This is a genomic window from Mameliella sp. LZ-28 (assembly GCF_012274245.1).
GTDB classification, from domain to species: domain Bacteria; phylum Pseudomonadota; class Alphaproteobacteria; order Rhodobacterales; family Rhodobacteraceae; genus Antarctobacter; species Antarctobacter albus.
Map to the genome: position 1 here is coordinate 348,545 of NZ_JAANYX010000011.1, position 26,092 is coordinate 374,636.

33 protein-coding genes and 2 tRNA genes are annotated in these 26,092 nt (G+C 62.7%); 16 read left to right on the forward strand and 19 right to left on the reverse strand.

Annotated elements, in window-relative coordinates:
* Window positions 1–29: 29 nt before the first annotated feature.
* From G9Q80_RS08290 to pdxH, 5 genes are all read right to left on the reverse strand, one after another.
* Window positions 30–1,982, reverse strand: coding sequence for a DUF4214 domain-containing protein (locus tag G9Q80_RS08290; RefSeq protein ID WP_088713780.1), 1,953 nt, complete (start codon window positions 1,980–1,982; stop codon window positions 30–32).
* Window positions 1,983–2,155: 173 nt separating this feature from the next.
* Window positions 2,156–2,232, reverse strand: a tRNA-Pro gene (locus tag G9Q80_RS08295).
* 54 nt (window positions 2,233–2,286) lie between these two features.
* Window positions 2,287–3,111, reverse strand: coding sequence for a DUF192 domain-containing protein (locus G9Q80_RS28570; protein WP_332835985.1), 825 nt, complete (start codon window positions 3,109–3,111; stop codon window positions 2,287–2,289).
* Window positions 3,087–3,635 (reverse strand): cold-shock protein, encoded by a 549-nt coding sequence (locus G9Q80_RS08305; protein WP_043138989.1) that lies wholly within the window; start codon window positions 3,633–3,635, stop codon window positions 3,087–3,089. Before G9Q80_RS08305 ends, G9Q80_RS28570 begins: the two co-directional genes overlap by 25 nt.
* Before the next feature lie 142 nt (window positions 3,636–3,777).
* Window positions 3,778–4,383: a pyridoxamine 5'-phosphate oxidase gene (pdxH, locus tag G9Q80_RS08310; RefSeq protein WP_069208383.1), complete on the reverse strand. Its 606-nt coding sequence runs from the start codon at window positions 4,381–4,383 to the stop codon at window positions 3,778–3,780.
* A 159-nt stretch (window positions 4,384–4,542) separates the two neighbouring features.
* Between pdxH and fabI the strand changes: the two genes are divergently transcribed.
* The 7 genes from fabI to trpE all read left to right on the forward strand — a co-directional run bounded on the left by fabI (window position 4,543) and on the right by trpE (window position 12,075).
* The gene (gene fabI, locus G9Q80_RS08315; protein ID WP_043138992.1) at window positions 4,543–5,349 is read left to right on the forward strand and encodes an enoyl-ACP reductase FabI; all 807 of its coding nucleotides are present in this window, start codon (window positions 4,543–4,545) and stop codon (window positions 5,347–5,349) included.
* Between the two features lie 128 nt (window positions 5,350–5,477).
* Entirely contained in the window at window positions 5,478–6,080 is a 603-nt protein-coding gene (locus G9Q80_RS08320) for a LysE family translocator (RefSeq protein WP_043138994.1), read from the forward strand.
* 34 nt (window positions 6,081–6,114) lie between these two features.
* Complete coding sequence (locus G9Q80_RS08325; RefSeq protein ID WP_133066347.1) at window positions 6,115–6,750, forward strand: C39 family peptidase; 636 nt, start codon at window positions 6,115–6,117, stop codon at window positions 6,748–6,750.
* A 79-nt stretch (window positions 6,751–6,829) separates the two neighbouring features.
* Window positions 6,830–7,348: a xanthine phosphoribosyltransferase gene (gene gpt / locus G9Q80_RS08330; RefSeq protein WP_043138997.1), complete on the forward strand. Its 519-nt coding sequence runs from the start codon at window positions 6,830–6,832 to the stop codon at window positions 7,346–7,348.
* Window positions 7,349–7,483: 135 nt separating this feature from the next.
* Window positions 7,484–8,680 carry an aminotransferase gene (locus G9Q80_RS08335; RefSeq protein WP_088713778.1) on the forward strand — a complete coding sequence of 399 codons (1,197 nt, stop codon included), beginning with the start codon at window positions 7,484–7,486 and terminating at the stop codon, window positions 8,678–8,680.
* A gap of 30 nt (window positions 8,681–8,710) precedes the next feature.
* Window positions 8,711–10,555, forward strand: coding sequence for a peptidyl-prolyl cis-trans isomerase (locus G9Q80_RS08340; protein ID WP_043139003.1), 1,845 nt, complete (start codon window positions 8,711–8,713; stop codon window positions 10,553–10,555).
* A 5-nt stretch (window positions 10,556–10,560) separates the two neighbouring features.
* Complete coding sequence (gene trpE / locus G9Q80_RS08345) at window positions 10,561–12,075, forward strand: anthranilate synthase component I (RefSeq protein WP_088713777.1); 1,515 nt, start codon at window positions 10,561–10,563, stop codon at window positions 12,073–12,075.
* A gap of 277 nt (window positions 12,076–12,352) precedes the next feature.
* Here the strand turns inward: trpE and G9Q80_RS08350 are convergent, their stop codons facing one another.
* Complete coding sequence (locus G9Q80_RS08350) at window positions 12,353–12,757, reverse strand: SufE family protein (protein WP_043139007.1); 405 nt, start codon at window positions 12,755–12,757, stop codon at window positions 12,353–12,355.
* A 127-nt stretch (window positions 12,758–12,884) separates the two neighbouring features.
* Here G9Q80_RS08350 and G9Q80_RS08355 point away from each other — a divergent pair, with 127 nt between their 5' ends.
* Complete coding sequence (locus tag G9Q80_RS08355; protein WP_088713776.1) at window positions 12,885–13,391, forward strand: hypothetical protein; 507 nt, start codon at window positions 12,885–12,887, stop codon at window positions 13,389–13,391.
* A 28-nt stretch (window positions 13,392–13,419) separates the two neighbouring features.
* Here G9Q80_RS08355 and rnd read toward each other — a convergent pair whose 3' ends face one another.
* Window positions 13,420–14,577 (reverse strand): ribonuclease D, encoded by a 1,158-nt coding sequence (gene rnd, locus G9Q80_RS08360; protein ID WP_088713775.1) that lies wholly within the window; start codon window positions 14,575–14,577, stop codon window positions 13,420–13,422.
* 252 nt (window positions 14,578–14,829) lie between these two features.
* Here rnd and G9Q80_RS08365 point away from each other — a divergent pair, with 252 nt between their 5' ends.
* Complete coding sequence (locus G9Q80_RS08365) at window positions 14,830–15,027, forward strand: hypothetical protein (protein WP_088713774.1); 198 nt, start codon at window positions 14,830–14,832, stop codon at window positions 15,025–15,027.
* Window positions 15,028–15,033: 6 nt separating this feature from the next.
* On the opposite strand, the gene purN is transcribed toward G9Q80_RS08365, so the two are convergent.
* Both purN and purM read right to left on the reverse strand, forming a co-directional pair.
* A complete protein-coding gene (purN, locus tag G9Q80_RS08370) occupies window positions 15,034–15,624 on the reverse strand; it encodes a phosphoribosylglycinamide formyltransferase (protein WP_088713773.1) in 591 nt (196 codons plus the stop codon).
* The gene (gene purM, locus G9Q80_RS08375) at window positions 15,621–16,667 is read right to left on the reverse strand and encodes a phosphoribosylformylglycinamidine cyclo-ligase (RefSeq protein WP_043139020.1); all 1,047 of its coding nucleotides are present in this window, start codon (window positions 16,665–16,667) and stop codon (window positions 15,621–15,623) included. The genes purN and purM overlap by 4 nt, the downstream gene beginning before the upstream one ends.
* Before the next feature lie 115 nt (window positions 16,668–16,782).
* On the opposite strand from purM, the gene G9Q80_RS08380 reads away from it, so the two are divergent.
* Window positions 16,783–16,859, forward strand: a tRNA-Ile gene (locus tag G9Q80_RS08380).
* A gap of 250 nt (window positions 16,860–17,109) precedes the next feature.
* On the opposite strand, the gene G9Q80_RS08385 is transcribed toward G9Q80_RS08380, so the two are convergent.
* On the reverse strand, window positions 17,110–17,316 hold the full coding sequence (locus G9Q80_RS08385; RefSeq protein WP_133066346.1) for a hypothetical protein: 207 nt from the start codon (window positions 17,314–17,316) through the stop codon (window positions 17,110–17,112).
* Between the two features lie 498 nt (window positions 17,317–17,814).
* On the opposite strand from G9Q80_RS08385, the gene G9Q80_RS08390 reads away from it, so the two are divergent.
* Together G9Q80_RS08390 and G9Q80_RS08395 are read left to right on the forward strand one after the other, a co-directional pair.
* On the forward strand, window positions 17,815–18,000 hold the full coding sequence (locus G9Q80_RS08390; protein WP_133066345.1) for a hypothetical protein: 186 nt from the start codon (window positions 17,815–17,817) through the stop codon (window positions 17,998–18,000).
* Window positions 18,001–18,080: 80 nt separating this feature from the next.
* Window positions 18,081–18,263 (forward strand): hypothetical protein, encoded by a 183-nt coding sequence (locus G9Q80_RS08395; protein WP_133066344.1) that lies wholly within the window; start codon window positions 18,081–18,083, stop codon window positions 18,261–18,263.
* Window positions 18,264–18,712: 449 nt separating this feature from the next.
* On the opposite strand, the gene G9Q80_RS08400 is transcribed toward G9Q80_RS08395, so the two are convergent.
* The 9 genes from G9Q80_RS08400 to G9Q80_RS08440 all read right to left on the reverse strand — a co-directional run bounded on the left by G9Q80_RS08400 (window position 18,713) and on the right by G9Q80_RS08440 (window position 23,576).
* A complete protein-coding gene (locus tag G9Q80_RS08400) occupies window positions 18,713–19,825 on the reverse strand; it encodes a Hint domain-containing protein (protein ID WP_133066343.1) in 1,113 nt (370 codons plus the stop codon).
* Between the two features lie 292 nt (window positions 19,826–20,117).
* Window positions 20,118–20,315, reverse strand: a complete 198-nt coding sequence (locus G9Q80_RS08405; RefSeq protein WP_133066342.1) for a hypothetical protein — start codon at window positions 20,313–20,315, stop codon at window positions 20,118–20,120.
* A 136-nt stretch (window positions 20,316–20,451) separates the two neighbouring features.
* Entirely contained in the window at window positions 20,452–20,601 is a 150-nt protein-coding gene (locus tag G9Q80_RS08410; RefSeq protein WP_157903758.1) for a hypothetical protein, read from the reverse strand.
* A gap of 429 nt (window positions 20,602–21,030) precedes the next feature.
* Entirely contained in the window at window positions 21,031–21,369 is a 339-nt protein-coding gene (locus G9Q80_RS08415) for a hypothetical protein (RefSeq protein ID WP_088713770.1), read from the reverse strand.
* Entirely contained in the window at window positions 21,357–21,842 is a 486-nt protein-coding gene (locus G9Q80_RS08420; protein WP_088713769.1) for an N-acetylmuramoyl-L-alanine amidase, read from the reverse strand. Before G9Q80_RS08420 ends, G9Q80_RS08415 begins: the two co-directional genes overlap by 13 nt.
* A gap of 116 nt (window positions 21,843–21,958) precedes the next feature.
* Window positions 21,959–22,324: a hypothetical protein gene (locus G9Q80_RS08425; RefSeq protein WP_088669158.1), complete on the reverse strand. Its 366-nt coding sequence runs from the start codon at window positions 22,322–22,324 to the stop codon at window positions 21,959–21,961.
* Window positions 22,325–22,337: 13 nt separating this feature from the next.
* Window positions 22,338–22,649: a hypothetical protein gene (locus G9Q80_RS08430; protein ID WP_168246441.1), complete on the reverse strand. Its 312-nt coding sequence runs from the start codon at window positions 22,647–22,649 to the stop codon at window positions 22,338–22,340.
* Window positions 22,646–22,969 carry a hypothetical protein gene (locus G9Q80_RS08435; protein WP_168246442.1) on the reverse strand — a complete coding sequence of 108 codons (324 nt, stop codon included), beginning with the start codon at window positions 22,967–22,969 and terminating at the stop codon, window positions 22,646–22,648. Before G9Q80_RS08435 ends, G9Q80_RS08430 begins: the two co-directional genes overlap by 4 nt.
* A 10-nt stretch (window positions 22,970–22,979) precedes the next feature.
* On the reverse strand, window positions 22,980–23,576 hold the full coding sequence (locus tag G9Q80_RS08440) for a pyocin knob domain-containing protein (protein ID WP_133066386.1): 597 nt from the start codon (window positions 23,574–23,576) through the stop codon (window positions 22,980–22,982).
* A 108-nt stretch (window positions 23,577–23,684) separates the two neighbouring features.
* On the opposite strand from G9Q80_RS08440, the gene G9Q80_RS08445 reads away from it, so the two are divergent.
* From G9Q80_RS08445 to G9Q80_RS08460, 4 genes are read left to right on the forward strand one after another with little or no spacing between them, the layout of a single operon-like run.
* Window positions 23,685–23,873: a hypothetical protein gene (locus G9Q80_RS08445; RefSeq protein WP_088714840.1), complete on the forward strand. Its 189-nt coding sequence runs from the start codon at window positions 23,685–23,687 to the stop codon at window positions 23,871–23,873.
* Complete coding sequence (locus G9Q80_RS08450; RefSeq protein ID WP_088714841.1) at window positions 23,870–24,556, forward strand: hypothetical protein; 687 nt, start codon at window positions 23,870–23,872, stop codon at window positions 24,554–24,556. Before G9Q80_RS08445 ends, G9Q80_RS08450 begins: the two co-directional genes overlap by 4 nt.
* Window positions 24,553–24,750 carry a helix-turn-helix domain-containing protein gene (locus tag G9Q80_RS08455; RefSeq protein WP_088714842.1) on the forward strand — a complete coding sequence of 66 codons (198 nt, stop codon included), beginning with the start codon at window positions 24,553–24,555 and terminating at the stop codon, window positions 24,748–24,750. The genes G9Q80_RS08450 and G9Q80_RS08455 overlap by 4 nt, the downstream gene beginning before the upstream one ends.
* Window position 24,751: 1 nt before the next feature.
* A complete protein-coding gene (locus G9Q80_RS08460; RefSeq protein WP_157903809.1) occupies window positions 24,752–25,849 on the forward strand; it encodes a site-specific integrase in 1,098 nt (365 codons plus the stop codon).
* Window positions 25,850–26,092 lie beyond the last annotated feature (243 nt).

Consider the following 26,092-nt stretch of genomic DNA (forward strand, 5'->3'; position numbering starts at 1 on the left):
ACGCTTGTGATCCTCGGATCGCGCGATGGTCAGACCATGATCATATCGCTCGAGACCTGACCCAGCTGCGTATCTTCCAGCGTGACGGTCACGTCCTGATCCATGAAGACGACGTCGTCGCCCTGCTGCATCATCTGCGCGATGGCCGCATCCGCATCGGCATAGCCGAAGGCCGTGAAGTCCAGCATGTCCCAGGATTCAAGGTCGGTCACGATATGGCTGCTGCCCGTGTCGGTGCCAAAGACGAAGGTGTCGGACAGGTAGCCACCCGACAGGGTGTTCGTGCCCCCGTTGCCGGCTATCACGTCGTTGGTGCCCTGGGCATCGATCCAGTCTTGCATGTCCGAGGCACTGCGCATCTGCATCTCGGGGCTTTCCGAGAAACCCAGCAGGACCTCGGCCCGGGACGCACCGGCATCCAGCTTGCCGACCCAATGCGCCAGGCCACCGGGATCGGCCCCGCGATCCAGCGTGTTCTGGTACATCGCGCGGACGAAATCCTCGTTCGTGCCGCCACCGAAGACGTCGTTGAACTCGGGCGAATTGGCGAAGCCGTTTGCCGCTGCACTCAGGTTGAACGATCCCGTACCGATCCCGGTCGCCCAGGATTCAAAGCCCGGACCGTCCGGGTCGCGATCGAACGCGGTGACATACAGGCGATAGATCTGGCCGGTGATCCCCTCGATGTCGCCGGTGAACATGCCATCGCCATAGATCATGTCATCGCCGCCACCGCCGCCGATGTTGTCCGCGCCCATGTTGCCGAACAACATGTCGTCGCCCCCGGCCCCACGCAGGATGTCGTCGCCGCCGTCACCATAGGCCACGTCGGCCATGATCCCGGTCTGGGCGTTGGGCAGTCCCTGGTCGCTATCCGACCAGGACCCGGTGTGGATCTCGTCGTTGCCCGCGCCACCGTGGATCGTGTCCATGCCGTCGGCCATCGCGTCAAAGGTCGAGCCGGTCGCCGCCGCGGTGCGGCTGTCATCGTCGCCGGTCAGGATCTCATCGCCGGCGCCGCCCATGATCATGTCGTTGCCGGCGCCACCCGCGATGCCGCCGTCATATTGGGCCAGTGTCAGGCCACCCGAGGCGCCTGCATCGGCGGCGTTCGGGGCGTTGACGTCCATCTGGCCCGAATCCAGCGTGTCGTTGCCGCCGTTGCCTTCGAGGATGTCGGCCCCCAGGCCACCCATCAGCGAGTCATTGTCCGCGCCGCCCGCGATCGTGTCGTCGCCCGCAAGCCCGTCGACCATGTCATCCCCGGGTCCCGCGTCGAACATGTCGGGATTCGGGGTCAGCACGACCGTGTCGCTTGCCGTCTCGCGGTGCTCTGCCAGGACGGCAAACGCCTCTTCGCGGGTGGCAACCTCGATACTTCCGGCCGCAGCGGGCAGGATGCCGATATAGCCGTTCTCACCACCTGCGACCTCACCGCCCGTGCCCGTGCCGATGCCATCGGGAATCTCGACCCCGTGCAGCACGATCTCGCGCAGTTCCAGCGGCATCAGGTCGGATGCAAAGTAGTCGGTCATCGTGACCGGGCTGAAGAAATTGCTGTTGTCGCCAAGGTCATAACTCTGGACGAACGAGATCCGCCCCGAGGCGTCGGCCATCGGCATCATGCCGTCCATCGACAGCGGCAGGATCACGTCGCCGTATTTGCTCACCCCCTCCAGAACCTCGACCATGCCGTCGCGGTCCAGGTCGTCGGCAATGGTCGGCGCCACGGAATCAATCGGCGTGCCGTTTTCGTCGAACAGACCGTGGATGTGCTGTGCGTGCGTCTGCGACGGTGTCAGCCCGGTGGCCGAGATCGCGACGTTCAGATAGGTCGAACCATCGTCGTCGGTGACCATCGCCAGCACTGCGGTGCCCTGCACACCGGAACTGTTCAGCGCGCCCAGATCAACGGTCCAGAAGGCATCTGCCTGGTCCAGAAACGTTTCGAATGAATCGTAATTAGAGGCCAAATGGGCCATGAAAACTTCCTCCTGTCGCTTGTCGCGTGCTCGTAGCCACGTCTCAGGAATCGGAAAGTTTCAAAGGGTCTCGAAAAATCAGGCCACTCCATGCCGCATGCGCTTCAGGGGCGGCGGTATGCGCTACGAAACACCTTCAAGAAGGTGTTTCTAAACAGTCTCTTGCAGGAAAATGGTCGGGGCGGCGAGATTCGAACTCACGACCTTCTGTACCCAAAACAGACGCGCTACCAGGCTGCGCTACGCCCCGACGGTCCGTGCGGTCTAGCCGCACGAGACGGGCTTGAAAAGCCCTTTTGACAGATCAGCAGGGCCAGGCGGCGCGGCGGATCGCCGGGTGGCGCATTTGCGCCCCTTCCTTGATCCCCAGCATCCGGGCATAGCCGCCGTTGATCTCGAGCACGAACTGAACCTGCTCGCCTCCGGGGATCGAGGTTTCGTCATGCGGCTTGGCATTCGCATGGACGTGGACCACCACGCCCTGGCTGTCGGCAAAGATGATGTCGAGCGGGATAAAAGTGTTCTTCATCCAGAACGCCACCGGCTGCGGCGCCGGGTAGATGAACAGCATGCCCTTGCTTGCCGGCATGGATTTGACGTTCATCAACCCCTGCGCCCGGCTGTCGGGCGTATCTGCCACGTCCACGTTGAAACGGGCCAGGGCATGACCGCCGCGCACATAAAGAGTGTCCTCGCGGCATTCTCCGACGCGGTTGTCGGGGTCGCTCACCTTGGTCGGTTCGGGCGCGGCATCGGCCAGCGGTTCGTCGCCGATCGGCAGGATCGGATTGATCAACGGCGGCTTTTCGTCAGACGGTTCCTGCGCCGGTTCGGGCTCGCGCGCCTCTTCGGCGGGGTCCGCGGGATCGGGCGTCACCCGCGCCACGGGTTCGCTTTCCTCCGGAGCATCCGGACCGGGATCCGGCACGGGGACCTCGGCCACCGGATCTGCCGGGGTCGGGCCGTCCTCGACCGGGGCGGCGTCCGGGGCCGCATCCACGGGTGCCTGGGCCGCCGGTGGCGGAGGCGCCGTTTCCTGTTCCAGAATGACAGAGCCTTCGTCCTGGCTCCAGACCGGCCACGCAACCAACGTGGCAACCAAACTCAACGCGACAAGGCGCTTTCCCATGCGTTCACTTCCATCGCCATGCGTCCGCGCTTGCCCTCGACCACGCGGATCGCAAGGGCTTCGCCCGGTTGCAGATCCGCGAGGCCCGACCGGCGCAGGACCTCGATATGAATGAACACATCTTCCGGTTTTCCGAAGACATTTGCAAACCCGAAACCCTTGGCCTTGTCGAACCACTTGACACGCGCCGGTTCCAGCGTTGCCTGGGCCATGACCTCGGGGTCGAGTTGTTCGAAGTCCGCAAGCGGCGCGCTTTCCGGGGCCTCCGGTGGTTCCACCTTCAGCACCTGCGTCGCCTGAACACCCCTGTCGGTGCGTTGGACCGTGATTTCTATGCGCGCACCATCGGCGACGGAACTCTGTCCGAAGTTCCGCAGGACATTCGCGTGCAACAAAATATCCGGACCACCCGAGTCCGAAATGACAAATCCGAAGCCTTTGACGGGATCAAACCATTTCACCCGTCCGGAGACCGCTTCGTTTTCCGTGTCCTCTCGTGTCAACGTCGTTCCCGATTGTACCATCTTATCCCCATCCGACCTCTTGAAACAAAGCCCGCGGACAGCGCAAGCCCGGGGAAATGACCTTTTTTGTGTCAGATAGGCTAACGGCGCCCCTTGAAAACCTAGTGTACAGGCCTGTTTTTCTACCTGTTTTCAGTATGCTTCACGGGTTGAGACGGTCAACAGTCCAAGGGGCGGACATATCCTTTCGCGCCCAACGAAACCTGTCGTGGAGGCGAAATGCGCCATCTGCCCAGAATTCGATCTCCACGGGCCGAATCCGGTAACCGCCCCAGAACGGCGGGCGCGGCGGGTTGGCGCCATGCCGGGCCGTGACACGGGCCACCTCGGCCATCAGCGCCGTGCGACTGTCCAGCGGGCGGCTCTGACGGCTGGCCCAGGCGCCAAGACGGCTCTTGATCGAGCGCGAGGCATAATACTCATCCGCCTGCGGCCCCTCTTCCTTTTCGACAAGGCCACGGACACGGACCTGGCGGCGCAGGGATTTCCAGTGCATGACGAAGGCCGCTTTGCCCGCCTGGTCGATCTCGCCGGCCTTGGCGCTTTCGTAGTTGGTATAGAAGACGAAGGCATCCGCCTCGATCTCCTTGAGCAGGACCATGCGCGCATTGGGCAGACCATCGGCATCGACAGTCGACAGCGCGATGGCGTTGGGATCGTTGATCTCCTTGGCCTCTGCCTCTGCCAGCCAGTTGCGCGCGATCTGAAAAGGGTCGTCGCCTGCGAAAATCCCGCTGCGGTCGCTCATCGTCATGGTCTCCTTCTGTCCGTTTCGAGCCGGACGCGCCGGGAATGTGACCTGTGTCGCGCCGGATGCAAGCCCCGTTTTGGACACACGGCAGGCTTGATGGTCCCGGACCGATCGCCTAAAGGTCGCTCCATCGACGATCTGGCGGAAAGGGCGCTCATGTCAAACCAGTTGATGGCGGGAAAACGCGGTCTGATCATGGGCCTGGCCAATGACAAATCCATTGCCTGGGGCATCGCCAAGGCCTGCGCCGACGCCGGCGCAGATCTGGCCTTTTCCTACCAGGGTGAGGCGCTGAAGAAGCGTGTCGATCCGCTGGCCGGGCAACTGGGCTCGGACATCGTTCTGCCCTGCGACGTCAGCGACGAAGCCTCGATCGACGGGCTGTTCGACGCGCTGAAAGAGCGCTGGGACGGTCTCGACTTCATCGTTCACGCGATCGGCTTTTCGGACAAGTCGGAACTGCGCGGTCGGTATGTCGACACTTCAAAAGACAACTTCACCATGACAATGGACATCTCGGTCTACAGTTTCACCAGCGTGATGCAACGGGCCGAGAAGATGATGACCAAGGGCGGCAGCGCCGTGACGCTGACCTATTACGGCGCCGAACGCATCATGCCGCATTACAATGTCATGGGCGTGGCCAAGGCCGCGCTGGAGGCGTCGGTGCGCTACCTGGCCGAGGACCTGGGCAAGGACGGCATCCGCGTCAACGCCATCAGCGCCGGGCCGATCAAGACCCTAGCCGCGAGCGGCATCGGAGATTTCCGCTACATCATGAAGTGGAACGAGTACAATTCGCCCCTGCGCCGAAACGTGACGATCCAGGACGTGGGCAATTCCGCGCTCTACCTGCTGTCCGACCTGGGCGCGGGCGTGACCGGAGAGACGCATCACGTCGACGCGGGCTATCATGTCGTCGGCATGAAGGCGGTCGACGCGCCGGACATCACCAAGGGCTGAGCGCCCTGCCCGTCTGACGGACAGGATCGCAACGAAATCCGGCCCCGGCCTTCGCACCGGGGCCTCTTCGTTTGACATCGGCACCGTGCTCTGACGTTCTGATCCCGTGCCGCGAAGGAGCCGCCACCATGACCTGGACACATCTGCTTGCCTTCAACCTGACCCTTCTGGCCGCGATGGCCGCGCCGGGGCCTGCGCTGCTTTATGCGTTGCGCCAGTCGATTGCGGGCGGGTTCCGCACAGGCTTTGCCACCGGCATTGGCCTTGGCCTGATGGCCGCTTGCTGGACCGGGGCCGCGCTGTTGGGGCTGGAGGTGATCTTTTCGCTCTTTCCCTTTGCCTATGGCGCCATGAAATTGGCGGGCGCGCTGTATCTCATGTGGATTGCCTGGGGCCTTTGGCGCGATGCGCGCAAGCCCGTGTCCGACAGCGCACGGCCCGGTGCCAATGCCTTTCTGGGCGGGTTGCTGGTGAACCTTCTGAACCCGAAATCGGTGCTTTTCGCGGCCTCCGTGCTGGTGGTGATCTTTCCCGCCGACATGGGGCTCGGGGTCAAGGCGCTGATCGTGGCCAACCATTTCCTTGTCGAAGTCACGGTCTATGGGCTGTTTGCCGCCCTCTTGTCGACCGCGCCTGCCCGCGCCGGCTACCTGCGGGCCAAGCCGGTGATCGACAGGGTCGCGGCGGCCCTGCTGGGGGCGCTGGGGCTGCGGCTCTTGCTGTCGCGGTAACGGCTGACTGGGCCGGAACAGGAGGAAACGACAGGTGGGTAAGCGCATGGTCTCACGCCGCACGACGCTTGCAATGATCGCCAGCCTTTGCGCATCCGCCGCCCGGGGCGAACTTGCCCCCCGCGAGGGCGCAATTGCCGCCGGCCGCCTGCCCCCGGCCGGCAAGGGCGCCGGGTACAGACGACTCGACGTGCCGCACATCCGGCAACCTCCCAATCTTTGCGTACCGACCTCGGCGGCCATGATCCTGGCCTATTTCGGCCAGGTCATGGATCCGCGCCGCCTCAAGGTGATGGCCGAAGGACACAAGTCTCCGTCGCAGCGCAACGCGGATTTCACCTATTGGGACGACCTGGATCATGCCTTGCGCCAACTGGGTCACCGCTGGAGCATCCGACATTATCCACGCACCGAAGCCGGGTTCCGGCGCGGCCTGCGCGATCTCAAGCGCAGCCTCGACCGGGGCCGTCCCGTCATGATCGAGATCCACCAGGATAACGGGCACACGCTGGTGGTGACGGGCTATCACGAGGCCGGCGGGATCGTCTTTCTGGCCGATCCTTTTCTGCCCACGGGAAAATCGCGCGTGCTGAGCTACGACCAACTGCGCGAGAATTGGCACGATCATCGGTTCGGATCGTCCCGCAGTGCCTTTTTTTCACGTCCGTGACGCAACGGCTTACATCTTCCCTCGTCTGCCCGGTCTTGCTATGCCCTGTTGCACCCCGGACCAATGGAGACACCGCGTCATGACCGACCGCCTACCGCATGAAAAAGGCTTTCACGTCAGCTGGGACCAGCTGCACAGGGATGCGCGGGCACTGGCCTGGCGGCTCCAGGGACAGGGGCCGGACAATGGTTACTGGAAGGCGGTTGTGGCGATCACCCGAGGCGGCATGGCGCCCGCGATGATCGTGGCGCGTGAGCTTGACATCCGCACCGTCGATACGATCAGCGTCAAGAGCTATCACTCGGGCGGCGGCAAGGCCGATCAGCGGCGCGAGGCGCAGGTTCTGAAATCCCCGGATGCGGCGCTGGTGGGTGAAGGCGAAGGCGTGTTGATCATCGACGACCTGGTCGACAGCGGCAAGACGCTGGAACTGGTGCGCAGCCTGTACCCCAAGGCGCATGTGGCAACGGTCTATGCCAAGCCGCAGGGCCGCCCGCAGGTCGATACCTTCATCACCGAGGTCAGCCAGGACACCTGGATCTTCTTCCCCTGGGACATGGCACTGCAATACGTCAAACCCTATCGCGGCGACGATTGACGGCGTGATCCAAAGGCGCGCCTGACGGCGCCCTCTCACTCTTGGGGGCAGGCCCCCAAACCCCCGGCGAGGGCGCTGCCCTCGCGCTCCCGAGGTATTTTCAAACCCAAAGAAACGATTGGTTGGAGCAAGCCGATGGTCACGCGCACTGAGGCAACCTTTTTTCCGCCCATCCCGGAGGCGCAGCGCTGGCTGAAAGGGGTGGATTTTCCGGCGGACCGGCCCCTGATCAACCTCAGCCAGGCCGCGCCGGCAGATCCGCCGCCCGCGCCAATGCGCGCAGCGATGGCAGAGATGCTGGAAGACCCGGCCAGCCACCTCTACGGTCCGGTTCTGGGCCTGCCCGCACTGCGCGAGGCGCTGGCCGCGGACTGGGCACGGCAATATGGCGGCACGGTTGAGGCGGCGCAGGTCGGCATCACGTCAGGCTGCAACCAGGCCTTTGCGGCGACCATCGCAGCCACTTGCGGCGAGGGCGACGAGGTGATCCTCCCCGTGCCGTGGTATTTCAATCACAAGATGTGGCTGGACATGAGCGGGGTGCACGCGGTGCCTCTGACCTGTGGCGAGACCCTCGTCCCCGTCCCGGAGGACGCGCGCGCACTGATCACGCCGCGTACCCGGGCCATCGTGCTTGTCAGCCCCAACAATCCCTGCGGCGTGGAATACCCGGCGGAGGTGCTGGAGGGGTTTCATGACCTCTGCGCCGAGGCCGGTATCCGGCTGATTGTCGATGAGACCTATCGCGATTTCGACTCGCGCAGCGGTGCCCCGCATGCCTTGCTGACCCGCGCGGACTGGGACCGGACACTGGTACAGCTCTACAGTTTTTCCAAGGCCTACCGGCTGACCGGCCATCGCGTCGGCACGGTCATCGGCCAGCCGGAGTTGCTGCACCAGATCGAGAAGTTCCAGGACACGGTGGCGATCTGCGCCCCCTCGCTTGGACAGCGTGCCGCGCTCTGGGGGCTGGAGAACCTGGACCAGTGGAAGGCCGAACAGCGCGAGGAGATCCTGGACCGCCGCGCCGCGATCGAGGAGCATTTTCCGCCGCTGGCCGCGCGCGGCTGGCGGCTTCTGGGCTGCGGCGCGTACTTTGCCTATATCGAACATCCCTTTGCCGAAGGGTCTGCCACGCTGGCACCCGGGCTGGTGCGCGAGGCAGGCGTGCTGATCCTGCCGGCGACGATGTTCACCCCCGAGGGCGACCCCAGCGGCGACCGGCAGTTCCGGGTTGCCTTTGCCAATACCGACCGCGCCGGGATCGCCGAGTTCGCGCGCAGGCTGGCGCAGGTCGACGGGCCTCTTGCAGCCCCCGGGGGAGCCGCATAGACAGGGGCAAACCGACAGCGGGAGGTCGAGATGGCGGACAAGAAGAGCGGCGTGGGAAAGTACCTGGTCTGGGGTCTGCTGGGGCTCTTGCTGCTGGGCCTGGGCGGTTTCGGCGCCACCAACTTCTCGGGCACAGTGCGGTCGATCGGAAAGGTTGGCGAGGCCGAGATCTCGACCAATGACTATTTCAGGTCGCTGCAGAACGAGATCCGCAACATCCAGCAGCAGAGCGGACAGGCGCTGTCCTTCCAGCAGGCGCAAAGCCTGGGCCTGACGCAGCAGGTTCTGAGCCAGCTGGTCGTCACCGCCGCGCTGGAGAACGAGGCCGACACGCTGGGCCTGTCCATCGGCGACACGCGCCTGGCCGAGGACCTGCGCCAGATCCGCGCCTTTCAGGCCGTGGACGGCAGTTTCAACCGCGAAGCCTACAAGTTGACGCTGGAAAACGCGGGCCTCAAGGAACGCGAGTTCGAGGAAAAGCTGCGCAACGAAAGCGCCAGTTCGCTGCTGCAGAGCGCCGTTCTGGCCGGCATCCGCCTGCCCGATGCCTATGTCGATACGCTGATCGGCTATACCGCCGAACGCCGCAGCATCACCTGGGCCGTCGTCGGTGAAAGCCAGCTGGACCTCGGCGTCACCACGCCGACCGAAGAGATCCTGCGCGCGCACTACGATGACAACATCGACAAGTTCACCCGCCCCGAGACCAAGCGCCTGACCTACGCCTGGGTGACGCCCGAGATGCTGGTCGACAGCGTCGAGGTGGACGAGGACAGCCTGCGCGCCGCCTATGACGAGCGCAAGGACGAGTTCGACCTGCCCGAGAGGCGTCTCGTGGAACGTCTCGTCTTCAACGACACCGCCGCCGCAGAGGCCGCCCTGGCCCGCATCACCTCGGGTGAGATCGGTTTTGGCGACCTCGTGGATGAACGTGGTCTTGCGCTGGAAGACACCGACATGGGCGATGTCACACGCGCCGACCTGCGCGACGCGGCGGACGCGGTCTTTGACGGTTCCGTCGGCCAGGTCGTCGGCCCGGCACCGACGCCTCTTGGCCCGGCCCTGTTCCGGATCAACGCCGTCCTGCCGGCGCAACTGACCTCATTCGAGGATGCCGTTCCCGGACTGCGCGGCGAACTGGCGCTGGACCGGGCCCGCCGCGTGATCGACGCGCAGGCGCAGGGCTATGACGATGAACTGGCCGCGGGCCTCACGCTCGAGGAATTGGCGGAAACCACCGATCTTGACCTGGGACAGATCGGCTGGACCGGCGACAACGACGAGGGCATCGCGGGTTACCCTGCCTTCCGCGACGCGGCAGAGGCGGTGAAGGACGGGGACTACCCGGCCATCGCCACGCTGGGAGACGGCGGTGTTTTTGCCCTGCGTCTGGACGCGATCGAGCCCCCCGCCCCCTACCCCTTCGACGAGGTGCGCGTGCGGGTCGAGGCTGACTGGCGCGAGGCGCAAAAGGCGGATGCGTTGTTGAAACAGGCCGAGGCGCTGGCGGGCCAACTGGGCGAAGGCGTCACCTTCGAAGGGCTGAACCTGACGGCCCAGACCGAAGAGGCCCTGACCCGGACCTCTTTCGGTGCGGTGCCGCGTGCAGTGCTGGAGGCTGTCTTTGACATGGAGCCGAACCAGGTCCGGGCCGTCAGCACCGGCGACTCGGCCATCGTGGTCCGGCTGGATGAGATCCTGGACGTCGACCCCGATGACGAACAGGCCAAGCAACTGGCGCAGCTGTTCCGCGACCAGGCCGCGCAGGCGGTGGCACAGGACCTGTTCCGCGCCCTCGCCTCGGACATCCAGGACCGCGCCGGCGTGGACCTGGACCAGGCGGCGATCAACGCCGTTCACGCGAACTTCCAGTAGAGACGATGGTACAGCTTATCCCTTCCTTCGACGGCTTCGCCGCTGCCTATGAGGCGGGCCGCAACCAGGTGGTCTATGCCCGCCTGGCCGCCGATCTCGACACACCGGTGTCGCTGATGCTGAAACTGACCGGCGCGGCACGCGATGCCTTCATGCTCGAATCCGTAACCGGCGGAGAGGTGCGCGGGCGCTATTCGATCATCGGGATGAAGCCGGACCTGATCTGGCAATGCCACGGGGACCAGAGCCGCCTGAACCGCATGGCGCGCTTTGATCCCGATGCCTTCGAGCCACAGCAGGACGACCCGCTAACGGCGCTGCGCGCGCTACTGGCCGAGAGTCGGATCGACCTTCCGGACGACCTGCCGCAGGCGGCGGCGGGGCTTTTCGGCTACCTGGGCTACGACATGATCCGCCTGGTCGAACACCTTCCGGATGTGAACCCAGATCCGCTGGGCCTTCCCGACGCGCTGCTGATGCGGCCCTCGGTCGTGGCCGTTCTGGACGGCGTCAAGGGCGAGGTGACGGTGGTCTCTCCTGCCTGGGTGCAGGACGGGCTGTCGGCCCGCGCCGCCTATGCGCAGGCCGCCGAACGGGTGATGGACGCGGTGCGCGACCTGGAACGTGCCCTGCCGCAGGCCAGCCGCGACCTGGGCGACGCGGCAGAGCTGGGCGAACCGGTCTCCAACTTTGCCCATGACGCCTATCTGTCAGCGGTCGAGAAGGCCAAGGAGTACATCAAGGCGGGCGACATCTTTCAGGTGGTGCCTTCGCAGCGCTGGACGCAGGATTTCCCCCTGCCGCCGTTTGCGCTTTATCGCTCGCTGAGACGTACCAACCCGTCGCCCTTCATGTTCTACTTCAACTTCGGCGGCTTCCAGGTGATCGGCGCCTCGCCCGAGATCCTCGTTCGGGTCTTCGGCAAAGAGGTCACGATCCGTCCCATCGCGGGCACCCGCCCCCGTGGCGCGACCCCGGCCGAGGACAAGGCGCTGGAGGAGGATCTGCTTGCCGACCAGAAGGAACTGGCCGAACACCTGATGCTGCTGGACCTCGGACGCAACGACACCGGCAAGGTGTCCAAGATCGGAACCGTCCGACCGACAGAGAAATTCATCATCGAACGCTACAGCCACGTCATGCACATCGTGTCCAACGTGGTCGGTGAACTCTCCGAGGACCAGGACGCTTTGTCGGCCCTGCTGGCCGGACTTCCGGCGGGCACCGTCAGCGGAGCACCGAAGGTCCGCGCGATGGAGATCATCGACGAACTGGAACCGGAAAAGCGTGGCGTCTACGGCGGTGGTGTCGGCTATTTCAGCGCCGGCGGCGACATGGACATGTGCATCGCCCTGCGCACCGCGCTGGTAAAGGACCGCAAGCTCTACATCCAGGCCGGCGGCGGCGTGGTCTATGACAGCGATCCCGAGGCAGAGTACCAGGAGACGGTGCACAAATCCAACGCGATCCGTCGTGCGGCGGCGGATGCGGCGCGTTTCACCGGAGACGGAAATAGCTGAGACCGGGCAAAGGGGGCTCTGCCCCCGGCTCCCTTCGGTCGCCTCCCCCGAGGTATTTTGCAAACCAAAGAACCTTAATCTCTTGCTAACCACTCCATCTTAAAGTGATGGAGCGGTACAGGCTGAGGAGCCGATGACCGCAAACCGAAGAAGCCCCCTGTCTATACCGGCAGGGGGTTATTCATTCGTGCGGCGAGGGAGTACGCGACTGCGCTTCTTTGGTTTGCAAAATACCTCGGGGTGAATTGGCCGAAGGCCAAGAGGGGCAGCGCCCCTTCTACCCCGCCGCCTCCTGGCGAATCCGTTCGATCATGGCACGCAGCCCATTTGAACGCTGTGCCGACAGGTGCTCGTGCAGGCCAAGGCGCCCCAGTTCCGCGCGCGCATCCACGGCCGACACATCCGACAGGGGAAGCCCGTCGTACAGCCGATGCAGCAGCGCGATCAGCCCCTTGACGATCAGCGCGTCGCTGTCGCCCTGGAACCGGAACACACCGGCATCGGGCGTCATGTGCAGCCAGACCTGGCTGGCACAACCCTCGACCTTGGTGGCCGGCACTTTCAGCGCCTCGGGCATCGGCTCCATGTCCTTCCCCATCTCGATCACCATGCGGTAGCGGTCTTCCCAATCTTCCAGGAACTCGAAATCCTCGACGACGTCTTCGAATGCTGCCTGCGCCATTCTGCCCTCCATTTGCCGCAGACCTAGGCAGAGCCGCGGCAAAGGTCCAGCCCCCAACCGGCGGGAGGTTCTTTTCAACGGCGCCGTTCTGCGCTAACCCTCCGGGAAATCTGCTTGGGGGCGTAACATGTTCAAACCGGTATCCAGCCTCGTGCTCGCGGCGATCCTGCTGACCAGCTGCGGCGCAGTGCGCGACAGCCGCCTGAACCCGGTGAACTGGTTCGGACGCAGCGAGTCGCGTCCCGTGGCCGCCGTCAACGGCGACGTGAACACCTTGATCCCGCGCGGGCGCGAGTCGATCTTCCGCCAGGAAAAGGACACCAGCTATCGCGGGACCGACATGGGCGAGATCACCGAGCTGGTGATCGAACGCCGCCCCGGTGGCGCCATCGTCCGGGCCACCACGGTCGCCGACTACCAGGGTGCCTTCGACGTCAAGCTGGTTAAGATCGACGCGGAAAGCGGCCAGGGCACCCTGACCTATGCCTTTCGCGGATTGCAGCCGCGCGCGGCCACGGGAACGGCCCAGTCGCGCACCCATACGGCGGCCATCTGGCTGACCGACAACGAGCTGCTGGACGTGCGCCTGATCCAGGTCAAGGGTCGCCATAACGTGCGCAGCGTGCGCCGCTGAACGGCGCAGCCCGGTCGCACGATGGCGGTCAGAGATCGATGACCGTGACCGCCTTGCCCTTGGCCCCCAGCGCGATCTGACCGTCACACAAACGCAACGCATCCTCACCAAAGACCTCGCGTCGCCAGCCGGTCAGCGCCGCCACGTCGCGCTGGCCTGCCGCGATGGCATCCAGGTCAGAGGCCGGCGCAATCAGCTTTGACGCGACGCCGTAGCTTTCGGTCTTGGCCTTCAACAGCACGCGCAGAAGGTCCGAGAGCGCCGGGTTCACTTGCAGTTTCTCGCGGTCGTTCACGACCTTGGGCAGGTTATCCTTGGGGCACTCCTGCCCGGCGGCAACGGCCGCAAGGATCCCGTCGGCGATCGCGCCCTTGCGCGCCTCGCGCAGCAACAGGCGCGACCGGCTGAGGTCGTTCATGTTCTGCGGCTTGGTCGAGGCAAGCTCGACCAGGGCATCGTCCTTGAACACCCGGTTGCGCGGGATGTTGCGTTCCTGTGCATGGGCCTCTCGGAAGGCCGCAAGCTCGCGCACGATCGCCAGGAAACGTGGCGAGTTCGACCGGGTCTTGACCCGTTTCCAGGCATCCTCCGGGTGCGTGACGTAGGTTTGCGGATCTGTCAGCACCGCCAGTTCCTCGGCCACCCAGCGGGCGCGCCCGGTCTCTTCCAGCTTGGCGTTCAGGAATTCGTAGATCTGGCGCAGGTGCGTGACATCCGCCAGCGCGTAGGTCTTTTGCGCATCAGTCAGCGGGCGCCGCGACCAGTCGGTAAAACGCGAACTCTTGTCGAGCTGCTGCTTGGCGATCCGCTTGACTAGCGTTTCATAGCCGACCTGCTCCCCGAAACCGCAGACCATCGCTGCAACCTGCGTGTCAAAAAGCGGTGCCGGAATCACGCCGTGATCGACGTGGAAGATCTCCAGATCCTGCCGCGCGGCGTGGAAGACCTTGACCACATCCTTGTTCCGGAACAGCGCCATCAGCGGCTCCAGCGAAAGATCCCCCTCGAGCGGATCGACCAGCACCGCATCCGCATCGTCCCGGCCCGGCAAGGCCAGCTGGATCAGGCAGAGTTTGGAGTAATAGGTGCGTTCCCGCAGGAATTCCGTATCCACGGTCACGTAGGGAACAGAGGCAGCTGCCTCGCAGAAGGCCGCCAGCTCTTCCGTCGTCGTCAAGGTTTTCATGCGGGCTCCGGCTGGATGCACGGGCCAGGAAAGGCCCGCTCCGTGAAAGGTCAGGCAAGGTCGTGGCGCCGTTGGCCCCCTTGCGTCCAGCCACCATAGAGCAATCCCCGGGGACATTCAAAGCCCGTCTGGCGCGCCGGAATTCGGATGGCAGCACATAACAAATCGTGATTCCAAACGATCCAAACATTCATTTCAAGAATGTATCTGAAGCGCCTATCTGCCTGTCATCGCACACAGGAGACCGCAGACATGACAACCCTCGACCACCACATCCACCAGGCCGCTCCCCGGTCCGCAAACGCCGAAACCTCGCGCCTGATCGCGATGATCGTCACCCTGGCCGCCCTGACCTTCATGGGGCTGGTGGCATTGACCGCGCCCGCCTCTGCCCCCGACCCGCAAGGGTGGCACGGCAATTCCGCGTCCATGCAGCGCCTCGACGGCTAGGCGCCTTTAGGGCAGATCGACGCGCGTCCGGTCCCCGGCGGCAAAGCGGCGCAAGACCGCCGGGTACAACCGGTGTTCCATCTTGAGCACCCGCGCCGCCAGCGCCTCGGCACTCTCGCCGGGCAGGATCGGCACCCGGGCCTGCCCCAGGATCGGGCCGTCGTCCAGTTCCGGCGTGACCTCGTGCACGGTACAGCCGGCCTCCGTGTCACCTGCCTCGATGGCCCGGGCGTGAGTGTTCAGCCCCCGGTATTTTGGCAAAAGCGATGGGTGGATGTTCAGCATCCGCCCTTCCCACGGCGTCACGAATCCTGCCGTCAGGACGCGCATGAACCCGGCAAGGCACAGGATGTCCGGCTCATGCGGGGCCAGTGCCTCTTGCAGCGCCTCTTCGAAGGCTGTCCGGTCGCCGCCAAAGGGACGGTGATCGACGACAGCCGTCGGCACGCCGCGCTCCGCCGCCTTCCGCAGCCCACCGGCATCTGCACGGTTGGACAAGACCAGCACCGGTCGCGCGGGATGGTCGCCGGTCATGCTGTCGACCAGCGTGACCATGTTGGACCCGCCGCCAGAGATGAAGATGGCGACCCGTTTCACCCCAGTGATCCGCTATATGTCACGCCTTCACCGGCGGTGACGCGGCCCAGCCGGTGCACTCGCTCGCCATGTTCGCTCAGCAACGCATCGACGGCATGTTCACTTTCGGGGTCGACGACCAGGATCATGCCGATGCCACAGTTGAAGGTCTTGAGCATTTCGCCCTCTTCAATGCCGCCGATGCCGCGCATCCACTTGAAGAGGTCGGGCAGATCCCATGCGTCCAGGTCGATCTCGGCGCCCAGCCCCTCGGGCAGGACGCGCGGCAGGTTCTCGGTCAGGCCGCCACCGGTGATATGGGCCAGCGCGCGCACGCCCCCGACCCCGATAGCCGCCAATGCCGGTTTGACGTAAAGCCGGGTCGGCGCCAGCAGCGCCTCACCCAGCGTCGCGTCCCCCCAGGGGCAGGCAGCGTCCCAGCCAAGGCCCGACATCTCGACCAGTTTGCGCACGAGGCTGTAGCCGTTGGAATGCACCCCGTCCGAGGCCAGGCCCAGCAGGACGTCGCCCTCTTTGACCCCTTCGGGCAGCGCCGCGCCCCGTTCCATCGCACCCACGGCAAAGCCCGCAAGGTCGAAATCGCCCGCCGGGTACATGCCCGGCATCTCGGCCGTCTCGCCCCCGATCAGGGCGCAGCCGGACCGCACGCAGCCCTCTGCGATGCCTTCGACCACCCGCGCTGCGGTTTCCGTCTCCAGCTTGCCGGTGGCGAAATAGTCGAGGAAGAAAAGCGGCTCCGCCCCCTGGCAGACCAGATCGTTCACGCACATGGCGACAAGATCGATGCCGACGCCGTCAACATGGCCGGTGTCGATCGCGATGCGCAGCTTGGTGCCGACGCCATCGGTCGCCGCCACAAGCACCGGGTCCTCGAAGCCCGCGGCCTTGAGGTCAAAGAGCGCGCCGAAGCCGCCCAGCCCGCTCATCACGCCCGGACGCGTGGTCCGTTTCGCGGCCGGCTTGATCCGTTCGACCAACGCGTTGCCCGCGTCGATATCCACGCCTGCCTGGGCATAGGTCAGCCCGTTCTTGCCATCGCTCATAGGGATCTCCTTCAGGCCCACGCCCGATTTTCGCCCGCGCTTAGCGCATCGCAAGGCGCCCTGCAACGTGGACGCTTGACGCGGCAAGGCGCCGTGGTACTGAGAACGACACGGTGGGCCTGTAGCTCAATTGGTTAGAGCAGGGCGCTCATAACGCCTTGGTTGGGGGTTCGAGTCCCTCCGGGCCTACCAGAAACCAAAATTAGTCCTTTAAATTCAATATTCATGTGGACCGAGAGCGTCTGCATCGGGTCCAAATAGTGTCAATGACTTACAAGTTAAGTGGACCCCGATTCTCATCCGATGCGAAGGCGGTGCAGGTGGACCAAAGGTAGACCTAACTAGTTTAAGCCACATGGCGGAACATTGTCGGCAGTCAGCAACACTTCCTGTGCGCTAACACCACGCACCAAGCAGATCTGTCACCGAGCTAGAAGGGCAGTCAATGATCACGGCTGAACACAACAAAATTGTCACCACGTTCCGGAAAACCGCCCTCAGGTCCACTCCGTTCCTCGATTTCCAACTTAACCAGATTTTCAGCCTCTTTCAGCGCAACCGCACTGGCTTCAAAACCATTGACCAGGGCAAATGCAGCCAGGTCCCGCAACACTTCGACCATCCATCTCGGATCAGGTTTTTCATCCATCCGCGCACCTCCAAAAAACAGTTGTTACCCGAAAAGTTGAAAAGCAGACTAACCCAACACTATGAAGGTTAATCAATGCTGGTTCGGTCACAGAAAACTTCATCCCAAGTCCACGCCGACAACGACAACTGTCCTCCGACACGATTTCGTAGAGTTCGTGCCGCGACCATGCTACTGCTCGGCTGGAGTCATCTTGTAATACTCCTGTGGGCTTCAGCCCACCTTTTGGGCTCATAAAAGAAAAGCTCTCCAGGTCGCTAAGTATGTTGAACCAAGGCTCCGAGCCTTCGATCACCGTCACTTCAAAAATTTTTTGATCAAAGCGAAGACTTCCAATTGCTGTTGAGCCACGCGATCCAAACAGACAAGTACGCAGGCCAGACTGAAGTTGGCAAGAGGATGCCGATTTCGATCCAATAGCAACCGGCGTTAACGTATCGTTAAACACAGCATGCCATTTCCTTCAAGAAAACTACCTAAAAGCATAGAGGAGCCAACATGTCCCCAGATGAAATCGCCAAACGTGCCGAGGCAACGGCCAAACGCTGCGATGAACAAGGCTTCTTCTCAACGGCTAAGGCTTTGCGCACCCTTGTATGTGAATTAGGTGAGAGCGGCTGGCTATCCAACGTCAACCACGATGCAAAACTACAACAGAACGGTGCTACTTCAAAGGAAACGTGACTCCTGTCTTAACCTCAGCTTTACCCACAGATCCTATCCGTGGTTGCGTAAATGCTGACAGGTCAACTAGGGAGACCAACATGCCCAATCTGTACGACGAAATAATGAACCTGTTGCACGAAGCGGGAGCATTTGCCGAAGTCCAGCGCCAAGAGAGATTGAACCAAGCTGTTCGTCATGCGAAGCAGACAGCAGAAACTGAATTATTTTCTGATCTCGCTCGTCAGAACACTCGATCGCGTGCGTGCTTTTTATCTCGCTAGACACTCCAAAATCGTGGACTCCGAAAACCACGTGAACCACGATCAAGTTCAGGAACATAGAAGTTCTGGACAACTTCGGCGCTACCAGCTCCAGGATGGCACGAACCCAACATGGGTCACCGGCCAAAGTAACCGTTGAGCAACATAAACCAAGCGCCACTGAATTTCGCAAGTCAGGCTAAATCGATCAAGCCTTACACAACTGCCGTTTGAGTTGCGATAGTTCAGAAACCTCGCAACAGAATAATTTCTATTGGATGAGAACATGTACCGACTAACTCGAAAAGATTTATAAGACACAGTTCCAAGCAGCCTGTCCTGACAGAGGGCGGTGACAGAAGGTAGTTATTAGCCCACGAGGCCGAAAAGTATATTCCCGGCCTCGTCGTTAGCACATTGGTTAGACAGGGAAACGCAACTAGACGGCCCCGCGAAAGATTATTTCGCCGTCAAGCCACCCCTTTTTCTGCACCGCCAAAGAATTTTTCAAGTAGTGTAATTGGCATTTGCCTGCGCGAAGAAATTCGCGGCAAAGACATCTCTGAGATCGTTCTGTCATCTCCAAAAATTTTTACATACTCTTCGTAGTTGTCAAAGACTCTACGCCCTACATAATCAATGAATGTTTCCGCAGGCGCCCCATTTGCCAGAACAACTTCATGCCCAGAGGTTTCGATATGATAGTACACCATTTCATCTGGCAATTCATTCGGGTGCGGAATTACAATGTCCACACCATTCGCCAGCACCCCGGCATTTACGGCAAAACCATCTACTACCATCGCGTGGTCCGCCGTCACGACCAGGTCAGTGTGAGGGACACCGGCGCCAATAGAACCCGCCTTGATCCGCACTGCCGTATGTCGCTCCGAGCGCCCTGAAAAAACTCGTTTGGTGGTATATGTACCGATCCACAAAACTTCTATGTTTCGACCATCTGCGGAGGAAACTACATCACCACGAGACAGTGTTTGAACCGGGACTTCACCAAACGGGGTCGAAATTAGTGTCCCGAACGCGAAACAAGCGGCGTTGTTTGGATCAGACTGTCCAGTTACAACGCTGTTATCAGTTCCAATGATAAACGGCCCAAAGCCCTGCTGGAAGGCATCGCCCTCAACAACACCCGATGTAATAAGTGACTGGATGGTGGAACCGTCAAGAGATCCGCCCTGTAGAGACACTGGCCCAGGATCGGTGTTGGTGCCAAAGGTCACAACGCTTGTAGGGGACCCACCATCATCAACGACTGCAATCAGAAAGTTCTGAGGATTCCCATCCAATAGATCACCATTGGTCACAGGAAAATTGTAGTAATCAAATCCACCCGCGCTCAAAGAAGGCAACGAAGCCGCAATACTGAGATCAATTGTGTAGGCAGCGTCGAACTGGGCAGTGTTGGCATTCTTTGAATCGTAAAACTCAATCTGCCCTGATGGCGTCTCCCCTGACGGGAACCGCACCTGAACAAAAAACTCCGGTGAACTTCCGTCTGTAATCAAATCGATCTGAGAAATCTGCCCAGCCATATCAAACCTCGCTTCGCGTAGATTGTTAACCAACCGAAGCTATGGAGCCACAAGACAGCTCCTATCAAGAGATTTTTAACGATCTCACCGAAAAGCAGGGGGACAGAACAACTTGGAGGCGACACCCACAATCAGGAAGCGATCCGGCAGCCGAGCGGGGAAACTCGGAGTTGCACGGAGATCCAGCCGCCTACGAATCACCCACGATTGATGAAATTCTCTACAAACAAGAAGATGTTTCTATTTGTAATGATTAATGCCCGTGAAATGACGGTCGCCGGAACTTTCTGAAAAATGCAGACCTTTCGCTACTACGGAATCGAACTCATGAGGACAGAAGCCAAGCCAGAAATGCCAAGACTGCCCCAAAAGCCATTGCTAGAAGAGAAAGAACAGAGCCAACTTCACGCTCATCGTTTGTCAGGTCACGCTTATCCCTGTATTCGACGTACTTCACATAAAGACCAATAAGTATCGACGAAACTGAAAAAACAGCTAGAACAATTATCGCCGCCATTTTCATTTTTCCGCCTCTTTTGCTTGGCGCCAAGAGCCTCCTGTTCTACATCAGCGAGATGTACGCGCGTACAAACAACGGACAGGCACATGACGAAAAGCAAGGATACTCGGGGCTGCGGTACCACCCACGTATTGTCTCGTCAAGACTTGCGGACTTCATTATGAGCGTCGGGAACACGCGCTTCTATTTCGCGAGAAACTTCAGATTTGGCCTTGATCAATGCTTCAGCACTAGCTGTGAAGCCATTCTCCGAAGCGAACTGACGTAAGTCGTGCAGAACATCGATCATCCATGCTACCTGGGTCATATTTTCCCTTACCGTTTGAAGTTACCCCCATTCGATGTCTGTTTTCACCGACTTTGGTTAACCTCAAGTTAACACGACTCCTGCACCGAGAATTTGTGGCAAAGGTCAAGATCATCGTAGTCTGCGACACAGCTCGATCCAAACACCGCGTAACGTGTTTTGGAACGTCTGGTCTCGTCGTCCGGAGCGAAGCTACATATCAATTTTGTTCGAGCGTCAGGCTACTGTGCGTTACAACCAGTCCCCTCCAACACGCACCGCACTCCCCGGATCCGGTCGTTCGCCAGTTCCAGAGCTTCGACGTGATCGGCCAAGACCAATCCCAGGTCGGTTAGGACCTCGACGCGGCGCGCCGGCACCTCGACCGGTGTCAGCAGATCCTCGGGCACATCCGGCACGACAAATACGGTTTCAGTCCGCGGCGGGCTGCAGGCCGTCAAGGCCAAGGCGATGCAGGTGATCGCGGAACCAGTCGGGAATCGGCTCATCGTGCACTCCGGCTATCAGGGCCTCGCGCAGGCGATCGTACCTGGCCGCGCGGGCGCGCTCTCGTTTCTGGATGTCGCGGGCAATGGCGACGGCGATCCGGTCGGCCTCTATCTTCCGTTCAAGCGCCTCGACAGAGGCGGACAGGCGGACGTTCTCACCCGCCAGCCGCCCGGTGGTCCGCATTTCCCGCACCAGCAGCCCGGCAAGCGTCAGGGCCACCCCCAGCGCCGCAATGAGCGCCCAGCGGATCACGGCAGCCAATTCCGACCGTCGACCTTGAACCCGGGGCATGCCTTGGCAGCATAATCGTTGTGACCCGTCACCCATTTCAGTTCGGTCAGTTCGGCCAGCTCGCCCAGGTACTCCTTGACCGCGTTCCGCTGCGCCTCGGTGTAGTAGTCCGCGAAGATGGCGCCGGGCCGCAGGACGTTCGGCACCGTGCGGGCGAGGATCAGGCAGATCCCGATGGTGCCCCTGTTCCGTTCGCGCACATGCGCGCCGATCTCGGTGATCGAGCGCAGGTACTTGGTGTCCCACAGCACCGTCCCATCCGTGCGGATGATCCGGTGATAGCCGATCTTGCGCCAGCGGTGCGGGTGCCCGCCGACATGCCAGCTCCAAAACTGGTCATAGATCTCTTGGTCGCTCTTGCCATCATCCCAGCCGCCAGGGGTGGCCGAGGTGTGCAGGATCGCTTCGTGCACCGGGTATCGGGCACGTCCCTGGTAGATCATCGGTCTGTCCTCCTACAGGAAAATCAGGGCCAGCAGTGCCGCGATCACGACACCCCAGGCCCAGGCGCGCAGCTCTTCGCGCGCGTGACGGTTCAGGCGGGGTTTTCGATCGGGGCTCATTTCGACTTGCCCAGGCGCGCGGCCTGCGTCTCCATCAGGGCCACCAGCATCTTGGCGATCGACATGCCCGCCAGCCCGGCGAGAAAGCCCGCAGTGGGCGCCAGCTCCGCCTCGGTGCCCTGCAGTTTCAGGCCCACCAGGCGCAGACCGGCCAGCACCACCGGGCCAAGGAATTGCGCCGCCAACGCCCCCGCCGCGACCGCCACGATGCCGTCGCGCAGCCGCCGCCGCTCCTGCATCAGCCAGCGATAGAGCCCCCCGGCTGCGCCCGCGATGACCGCGCGCCCCGTCTCGCCCGCAAGCCATGTCAGCACGGCCCCCGAGAGGATCCGCGCCTGGTCAAGTAGTGTCTGGTCCGGCATGTCGCCCCCTTCGTCAGAACTGCGCCGCAAGCTCGGCCACGCCGGCGGGCACGGCGGGCCAGAGCGGATCATCGCCCGAGGATACCGCATCACGGCCGGCCTGCTTTGTCGCCTCGATCCAGGCCTGCCCATCGGCAAAGGTGGCCTGATCGGCCGGGGTCAGAGCGCCGGCCACCATCGCGGCCAGGAGGCTGGCCTGCGTGTTCTGATCGACCACCGCGAAGATGCGGGCCTGCACCTCGGCCTTAATCGCTTTCGCGCGGCGGGCTGCGGCCTGGGCGGCCAGCTCCTCGGCCGTTACCAGTTTGGACAGGTCAACACTCATGCGCTTGCCTCCTCGGCTTCGGTCGCGTCATAGGGCGGCAGTGGCACGGTGCCATCGCTGGCGAGCTGCACCGGATCGGGAAAGAGCGTTTCCTGCGGCGCGTTGGCACCGTGCGAGAGCGCCAGCGCGAGGTGCAGCTCGCCGGCGATCCGTGTCACCGGACCGGCCAGCCAATCCGATGCCACCGCCTCGGCAGGAAGCTGCGCGCCCTCGGGCACGCCCGAGAAATCGAAGGTTTCGCCATCGATCACGAGGGTGTCGCCAAGGCGCTCGAAGGTCGGCCGCCCCTCGCGGCGCACGGGGGAAAGTGTGATCTGCATGGTTATCTCCTCAGTACCAGCGGCCAATGGCGATCAGCGAGGTCGAGATCGCGTCAAGGCGGGCTTGTGCGGTGTTCCACACCGAGAAATTGACCGATCCGACCGCGCCGGCCGTGGTGGTGGCAAAGCGCGCTTGATCCTGGTTCGGCGTTGCGCTGACCTGCGGGACGGCTGCGAAAGAGGCGGGGAAAGTCCAGGTCACCGCCCCCGCGCTAGACGAGTTGCCACGAAAATCGCAAATCTGCGTGCCGTCCGCGTAGCGGATGTAATTGCCGTTCGCGTTGCTGCCCTTTTCGAGGATCGAGCCGGTCGGGGTTCCGCCGCTCTCGCTGACCGTCTCGATCAGGTTGCTGGTCGAATAAACCTCCACCCATTCCGTCCAAGAGGTTGCCTTGCTGCGGTACTTCATGATCGGCGCCGAGGCGCTGTAGAGAATTGCCACTTGCCAGACGTAATCCGTAGCCGCCCCAATCGTCCCGCCGCCCGTCACGAGACTGAAGGCGCCACCGAGGGTGGGAAACGGGTTCGTGCCAGCCGGGGCACTCGCGTGCTGGCCACCGTAGGAATAGAAAAAACCCGACAGGTAGTGCGTGTCCAGATCGGTCACCACCGGCCCCACTCCCGTCAACGAGATTGAGGCCGCCCGTCTCCGCGCCCTGCCGGCCACCCGCGCCGCCGTGCGCCGCAAGCTGGCCCTTCTGAAAGGCGGTGCGGTATGAGCCCCGCCCTGACCGAAGGTGCAAATGCCCTCTGGTACGCCCGCGCCGTCCTGGCCGACATCGCCTCACAGGACACCGCCACCGTGATCGAGGCGTGCCGCCTGGTCGAACGTCAGGGCACCGATCCCACGGAACGCAAAGACGCCCACGCCCTGCGTGCCACACTTGAAGGAGAGGCGGCGTGACACCCCTGCGCGTCCTCATAGGCTGCGAGACCTCCGGGATCGCCCGCCGGGCCTTTGCCGCGCACGGGCATGACGTCTGGTCCTGCGACATCGAACCGGCCGAGGATGGCAGCAACAGGCACATCCGCTGCGACATCCGTGACGGCATCCTTAGAGAGAGCTGGGATCTGCTGGCGGTCATGCACCCGCCCTGCACCAGGCTCTGCCGCTCTGGCCGCCGGTGGATGAGCGGCGCAGGCAAGTGGACGCCGCCGAAACGCCTGCCCAAGGGGCGCAGCTGGGCCGACATGCGGGCCGAGTTCGAAACCGGCGTCGAGGTCTTCACCGCCTGCTGGGCCGCGCCGATCCCGCGCGTGGCCATCGAGAACCCGGAAATGAACGACCTGGCGCGCGACCGGATGCCAGCAGACCTGCCCGCGCCGCAGATGGTGCAGCCCTTCTGGTTCGGCGAACCGGCCTACAAATCCACCGGCTGGTATTTGCGCGGCCTGCCCGAGTTGGTCGAGACAGACCGCCTGCCAGAGCCGGAACGCGGCTCCGACGAATGGAAACGCTGGAACGCAGTCCACCGGATGCCACCCGGCCCCGAGCGCGCCCGCCTCCGCAGCCGGTCCTTCCCCGGCATGATGAACGCCGCCGCCGATCAATGGAGCGGCTACGCCCGGAAACAGGCTGCTGCATGACCTACCATTTCCCTCCAAGGCTGATGCAGGCCAAGGCGGCGGCGCACTACCTGGGCGTTTCGCTCAGCAAGCTGCGAACGCTTGACCTGCCCTGCAAACGCGACGGGGGGAACGTGCTGTATGATCGCGCCGACCTTGACGCTTGGGCGGATGGCCTGCCCTATGAAGGCGAAGTCGAAAACGGTGGCTGGTGAGATGCGTCTGAAATACCCGGGCCTGATCCCGCGCAGGGTCAAGTGCAAACCGACGAAATGGCGTGTCCGCGTCGAGGGCGACGTGAACCGGAAGATCACCCTGCCGGTCGGCCCGGAACACCCTGACTTTCACCACCACTACCGCGCCGCCCGTTGTGGCGAAAAACTCGCCTCACCTGACGACATAAGCCCCGACCAGGGCACGATGGGCTGGCTGATGAAACACTACCTTGACCACCTTGCGCGCCAGGTCGACGCCGGTCAGGCCTCGGCTCTGACCCTGAAAGAAAGACGCAACCTCGCCGCCTATGTGCTGGGCCAGCGTAGCGAGCAACGCCGATCGGCCGGACAAGAATACCGCTCCTTGCCCGTCACGATCCCTGCCGCCGAGCTGGAGGCCTTCAAGGATCGCATGGCTGCGACGCCCGGCAAGGCCCGCAACGTCTGGAAACTGCTGACAGCGGCCTACGACCACGGAATGACGCGCGGCCTATGCACCGTGAACCCTGCCCGCGCCGTCGCGAAACCCGTCTACAAGAGCCAGGGCGGCGCGACCCCCTGGAGCGTTCGAGACCTGGAGAAATACCGGGAGACACACCCACCGGGCAGCGCCGCGCACCTCGCGCTGACACTGTTCATGTTCACCGCCTGCAGGATTGGCGATGCGTACTGGATAGGCCGGGACCAGGAAGAGCGACATGGCGGGGCCCTTTGGCTGGCATGGCAACCGGGCAAAAAAGGATCGCGGTTCGTGCGGATCCCCGTCCTGCCCCCGTTGGAACGCGCGATCCGGGCGCAAACCGTGGTCGGCCCCGCCTACCTCCTGACCCAGCATGGCAAGCCCTTTGCCAGCCCCGAGGCGCTGCGCAACCGGATGAAGAAATGGGTGATCGAGGCCGGACTGCCGGCGGACAGATCCTCGCACGGAATCCGGAAGGCCGCGGGCCATCTGCTGGCCCTGCACGGGGCGACCCAATACGAGATCATGGCCGTCCACTGGCACGCCAACGCGGCCACATCACAGGTCTACACAGAGACCGTTGAACGCATGCGCCTGGGCGAAATGGCCGTCTCCAAATTGGCCGGCATGGACTGGTAATGTGGACCCCAGAAATCCACCAAGACCCGACAACCTGATTTAACTCATTAAATCAATACGCTAGGTAGCGCCTGCAAGTCCCTCCGGGCCTACCAATACCCCCCCGCCTTGCGAGTCGCGGACGCCTCCGCGATCCGGTCGTTCCGCATCGCCTCGGGCCGCGGGAGGATGCGGGCTGGCTCATCCCTTGTCGATTGCGGCTACACCTTGTTAGGCTCCTGCCATCTTTCCTTTTCAAAATTT

Excerpts from the sequence above, each read along its gene's own strand:
- G9Q80_RS08290 (WP_088713780.1), bottom strand. The coding sequence starts at position 1,982 with ATGGCCCATTTGGCCTCTAATTACGATTCATTCGAAACGTTTCTGGAC.
- G9Q80_RS28570 (WP_332835985.1), bottom strand. The coding sequence starts at position 3,111 with ATGGGAAAGCGCCTTGTCGCGTTGAGTTTGGTTGCCACGTTGGTTGCG.
- G9Q80_RS08305 (WP_043138989.1), bottom strand. The coding sequence starts at position 3,635 with ATGGTACAATCGGGAACGACGTTGACACGAGAGGACACGGAAAACGAA.
- pdxH (WP_069208383.1), bottom strand. The coding sequence starts at position 4,383 with ATGAGCGACCGCAGCGGGATTTTCGCAGGCGACGACCCTTTTCAGATC.
- fabI (WP_043138992.1), top strand. The coding sequence starts at position 4,543 with ATGTCAAACCAGTTGATGGCGGGAAAACGCGGTCTGATCATGGGCCTG.
- G9Q80_RS08320 (WP_043138994.1), top strand. The coding sequence starts at position 5,478 with ATGACCTGGACACATCTGCTTGCCTTCAACCTGACCCTTCTGGCCGCG.
- gpt (WP_043138997.1), top strand. The coding sequence starts at position 6,830 with ATGACCGACCGCCTACCGCATGAAAAAGGCTTTCACGTCAGCTGGGAC.
- G9Q80_RS08335 (WP_088713778.1), top strand. The coding sequence starts at position 7,484 with ATGGTCACGCGCACTGAGGCAACCTTTTTTCCGCCCATCCCGGAGGCG.
- G9Q80_RS08340 (WP_043139003.1), top strand. The coding sequence starts at position 8,711 with ATGGCGGACAAGAAGAGCGGCGTGGGAAAGTACCTGGTCTGGGGTCTG.
- trpE (WP_088713777.1), top strand. The coding sequence starts at position 10,561 with ATGGTACAGCTTATCCCTTCCTTCGACGGCTTCGCCGCTGCCTATGAG.
- G9Q80_RS08350 (WP_043139007.1), bottom strand. The coding sequence starts at position 12,757 with ATGGCGCAGGCAGCATTCGAAGACGTCGTCGAGGATTTCGAGTTCCTG.
- G9Q80_RS08355 (WP_088713776.1), top strand. The coding sequence starts at position 12,885 with ATGTTCAAACCGGTATCCAGCCTCGTGCTCGCGGCGATCCTGCTGACC.
- rnd (WP_088713775.1), bottom strand. The coding sequence starts at position 14,577 with ATGAAAACCTTGACGACGACGGAAGAGCTGGCGGCCTTCTGCGAGGCA.
- G9Q80_RS08365 (WP_088713774.1), top strand. The coding sequence starts at position 14,830 with ATGACAACCCTCGACCACCACATCCACCAGGCCGCTCCCCGGTCCGCA.
- purM (WP_043139020.1), bottom strand. The coding sequence starts at position 16,667 with ATGAGCGATGGCAAGAACGGGCTGACCTATGCCCAGGCAGGCGTGGAT.
- G9Q80_RS08385 (WP_133066346.1), bottom strand. The coding sequence starts at position 17,316 with ATGGATGAAAAACCTGATCCGAGATGGATGGTCGAAGTGTTGCGGGAC.
- G9Q80_RS08390 (WP_133066345.1), top strand. The coding sequence starts at position 17,815 with ATGTCCCCAGATGAAATCGCCAAACGTGCCGAGGCAACGGCCAAACGC.
- G9Q80_RS08395 (WP_133066344.1), top strand. The coding sequence starts at position 18,081 with ATGCCCAATCTGTACGACGAAATAATGAACCTGTTGCACGAAGCGGGA.
- G9Q80_RS08405 (WP_133066342.1), bottom strand. The coding sequence starts at position 20,315 with ATGAAAATGGCGGCGATAATTGTTCTAGCTGTTTTTTCAGTTTCGTCG.
- G9Q80_RS08410 (WP_157903758.1), bottom strand. The coding sequence starts at position 20,601 with ATGATCGATGTTCTGCACGACTTACGTCAGTTCGCTTCGGAGAATGGC.
- G9Q80_RS08420 (WP_088713769.1), bottom strand. The coding sequence starts at position 21,842 with ATGATCTACCAGGGACGTGCCCGATACCCGGTGCACGAAGCGATCCTG.
- G9Q80_RS08425 (WP_088669158.1), bottom strand. The coding sequence starts at position 22,324 with ATGCCGGACCAGACACTACTTGACCAGGCGCGGATCCTCTCGGGGGCC.
- G9Q80_RS08430 (WP_168246441.1), bottom strand. The coding sequence starts at position 22,649 with ATGAGTGTTGACCTGTCCAAACTGGTAACGGCCGAGGAGCTGGCCGCC.
- G9Q80_RS08435 (WP_168246442.1), bottom strand. The coding sequence starts at position 22,969 with ATGCAGATCACACTTTCCCCCGTGCGCCGCGAGGGGCGGCCGACCTTC.
- G9Q80_RS08445 (WP_088714840.1), top strand. The coding sequence starts at position 23,685 with ATGAGCCCCGCCCTGACCGAAGGTGCAAATGCCCTCTGGTACGCCCGC.
- G9Q80_RS08455 (WP_088714842.1), top strand. The coding sequence starts at position 24,553 with ATGACCTACCATTTCCCTCCAAGGCTGATGCAGGCCAAGGCGGCGGCG.
- G9Q80_RS08460 (WP_157903809.1), top strand. The coding sequence starts at position 24,752 with ATGCGTCTGAAATACCCGGGCCTGATCCCGCGCAGGGTCAAGTGCAAA.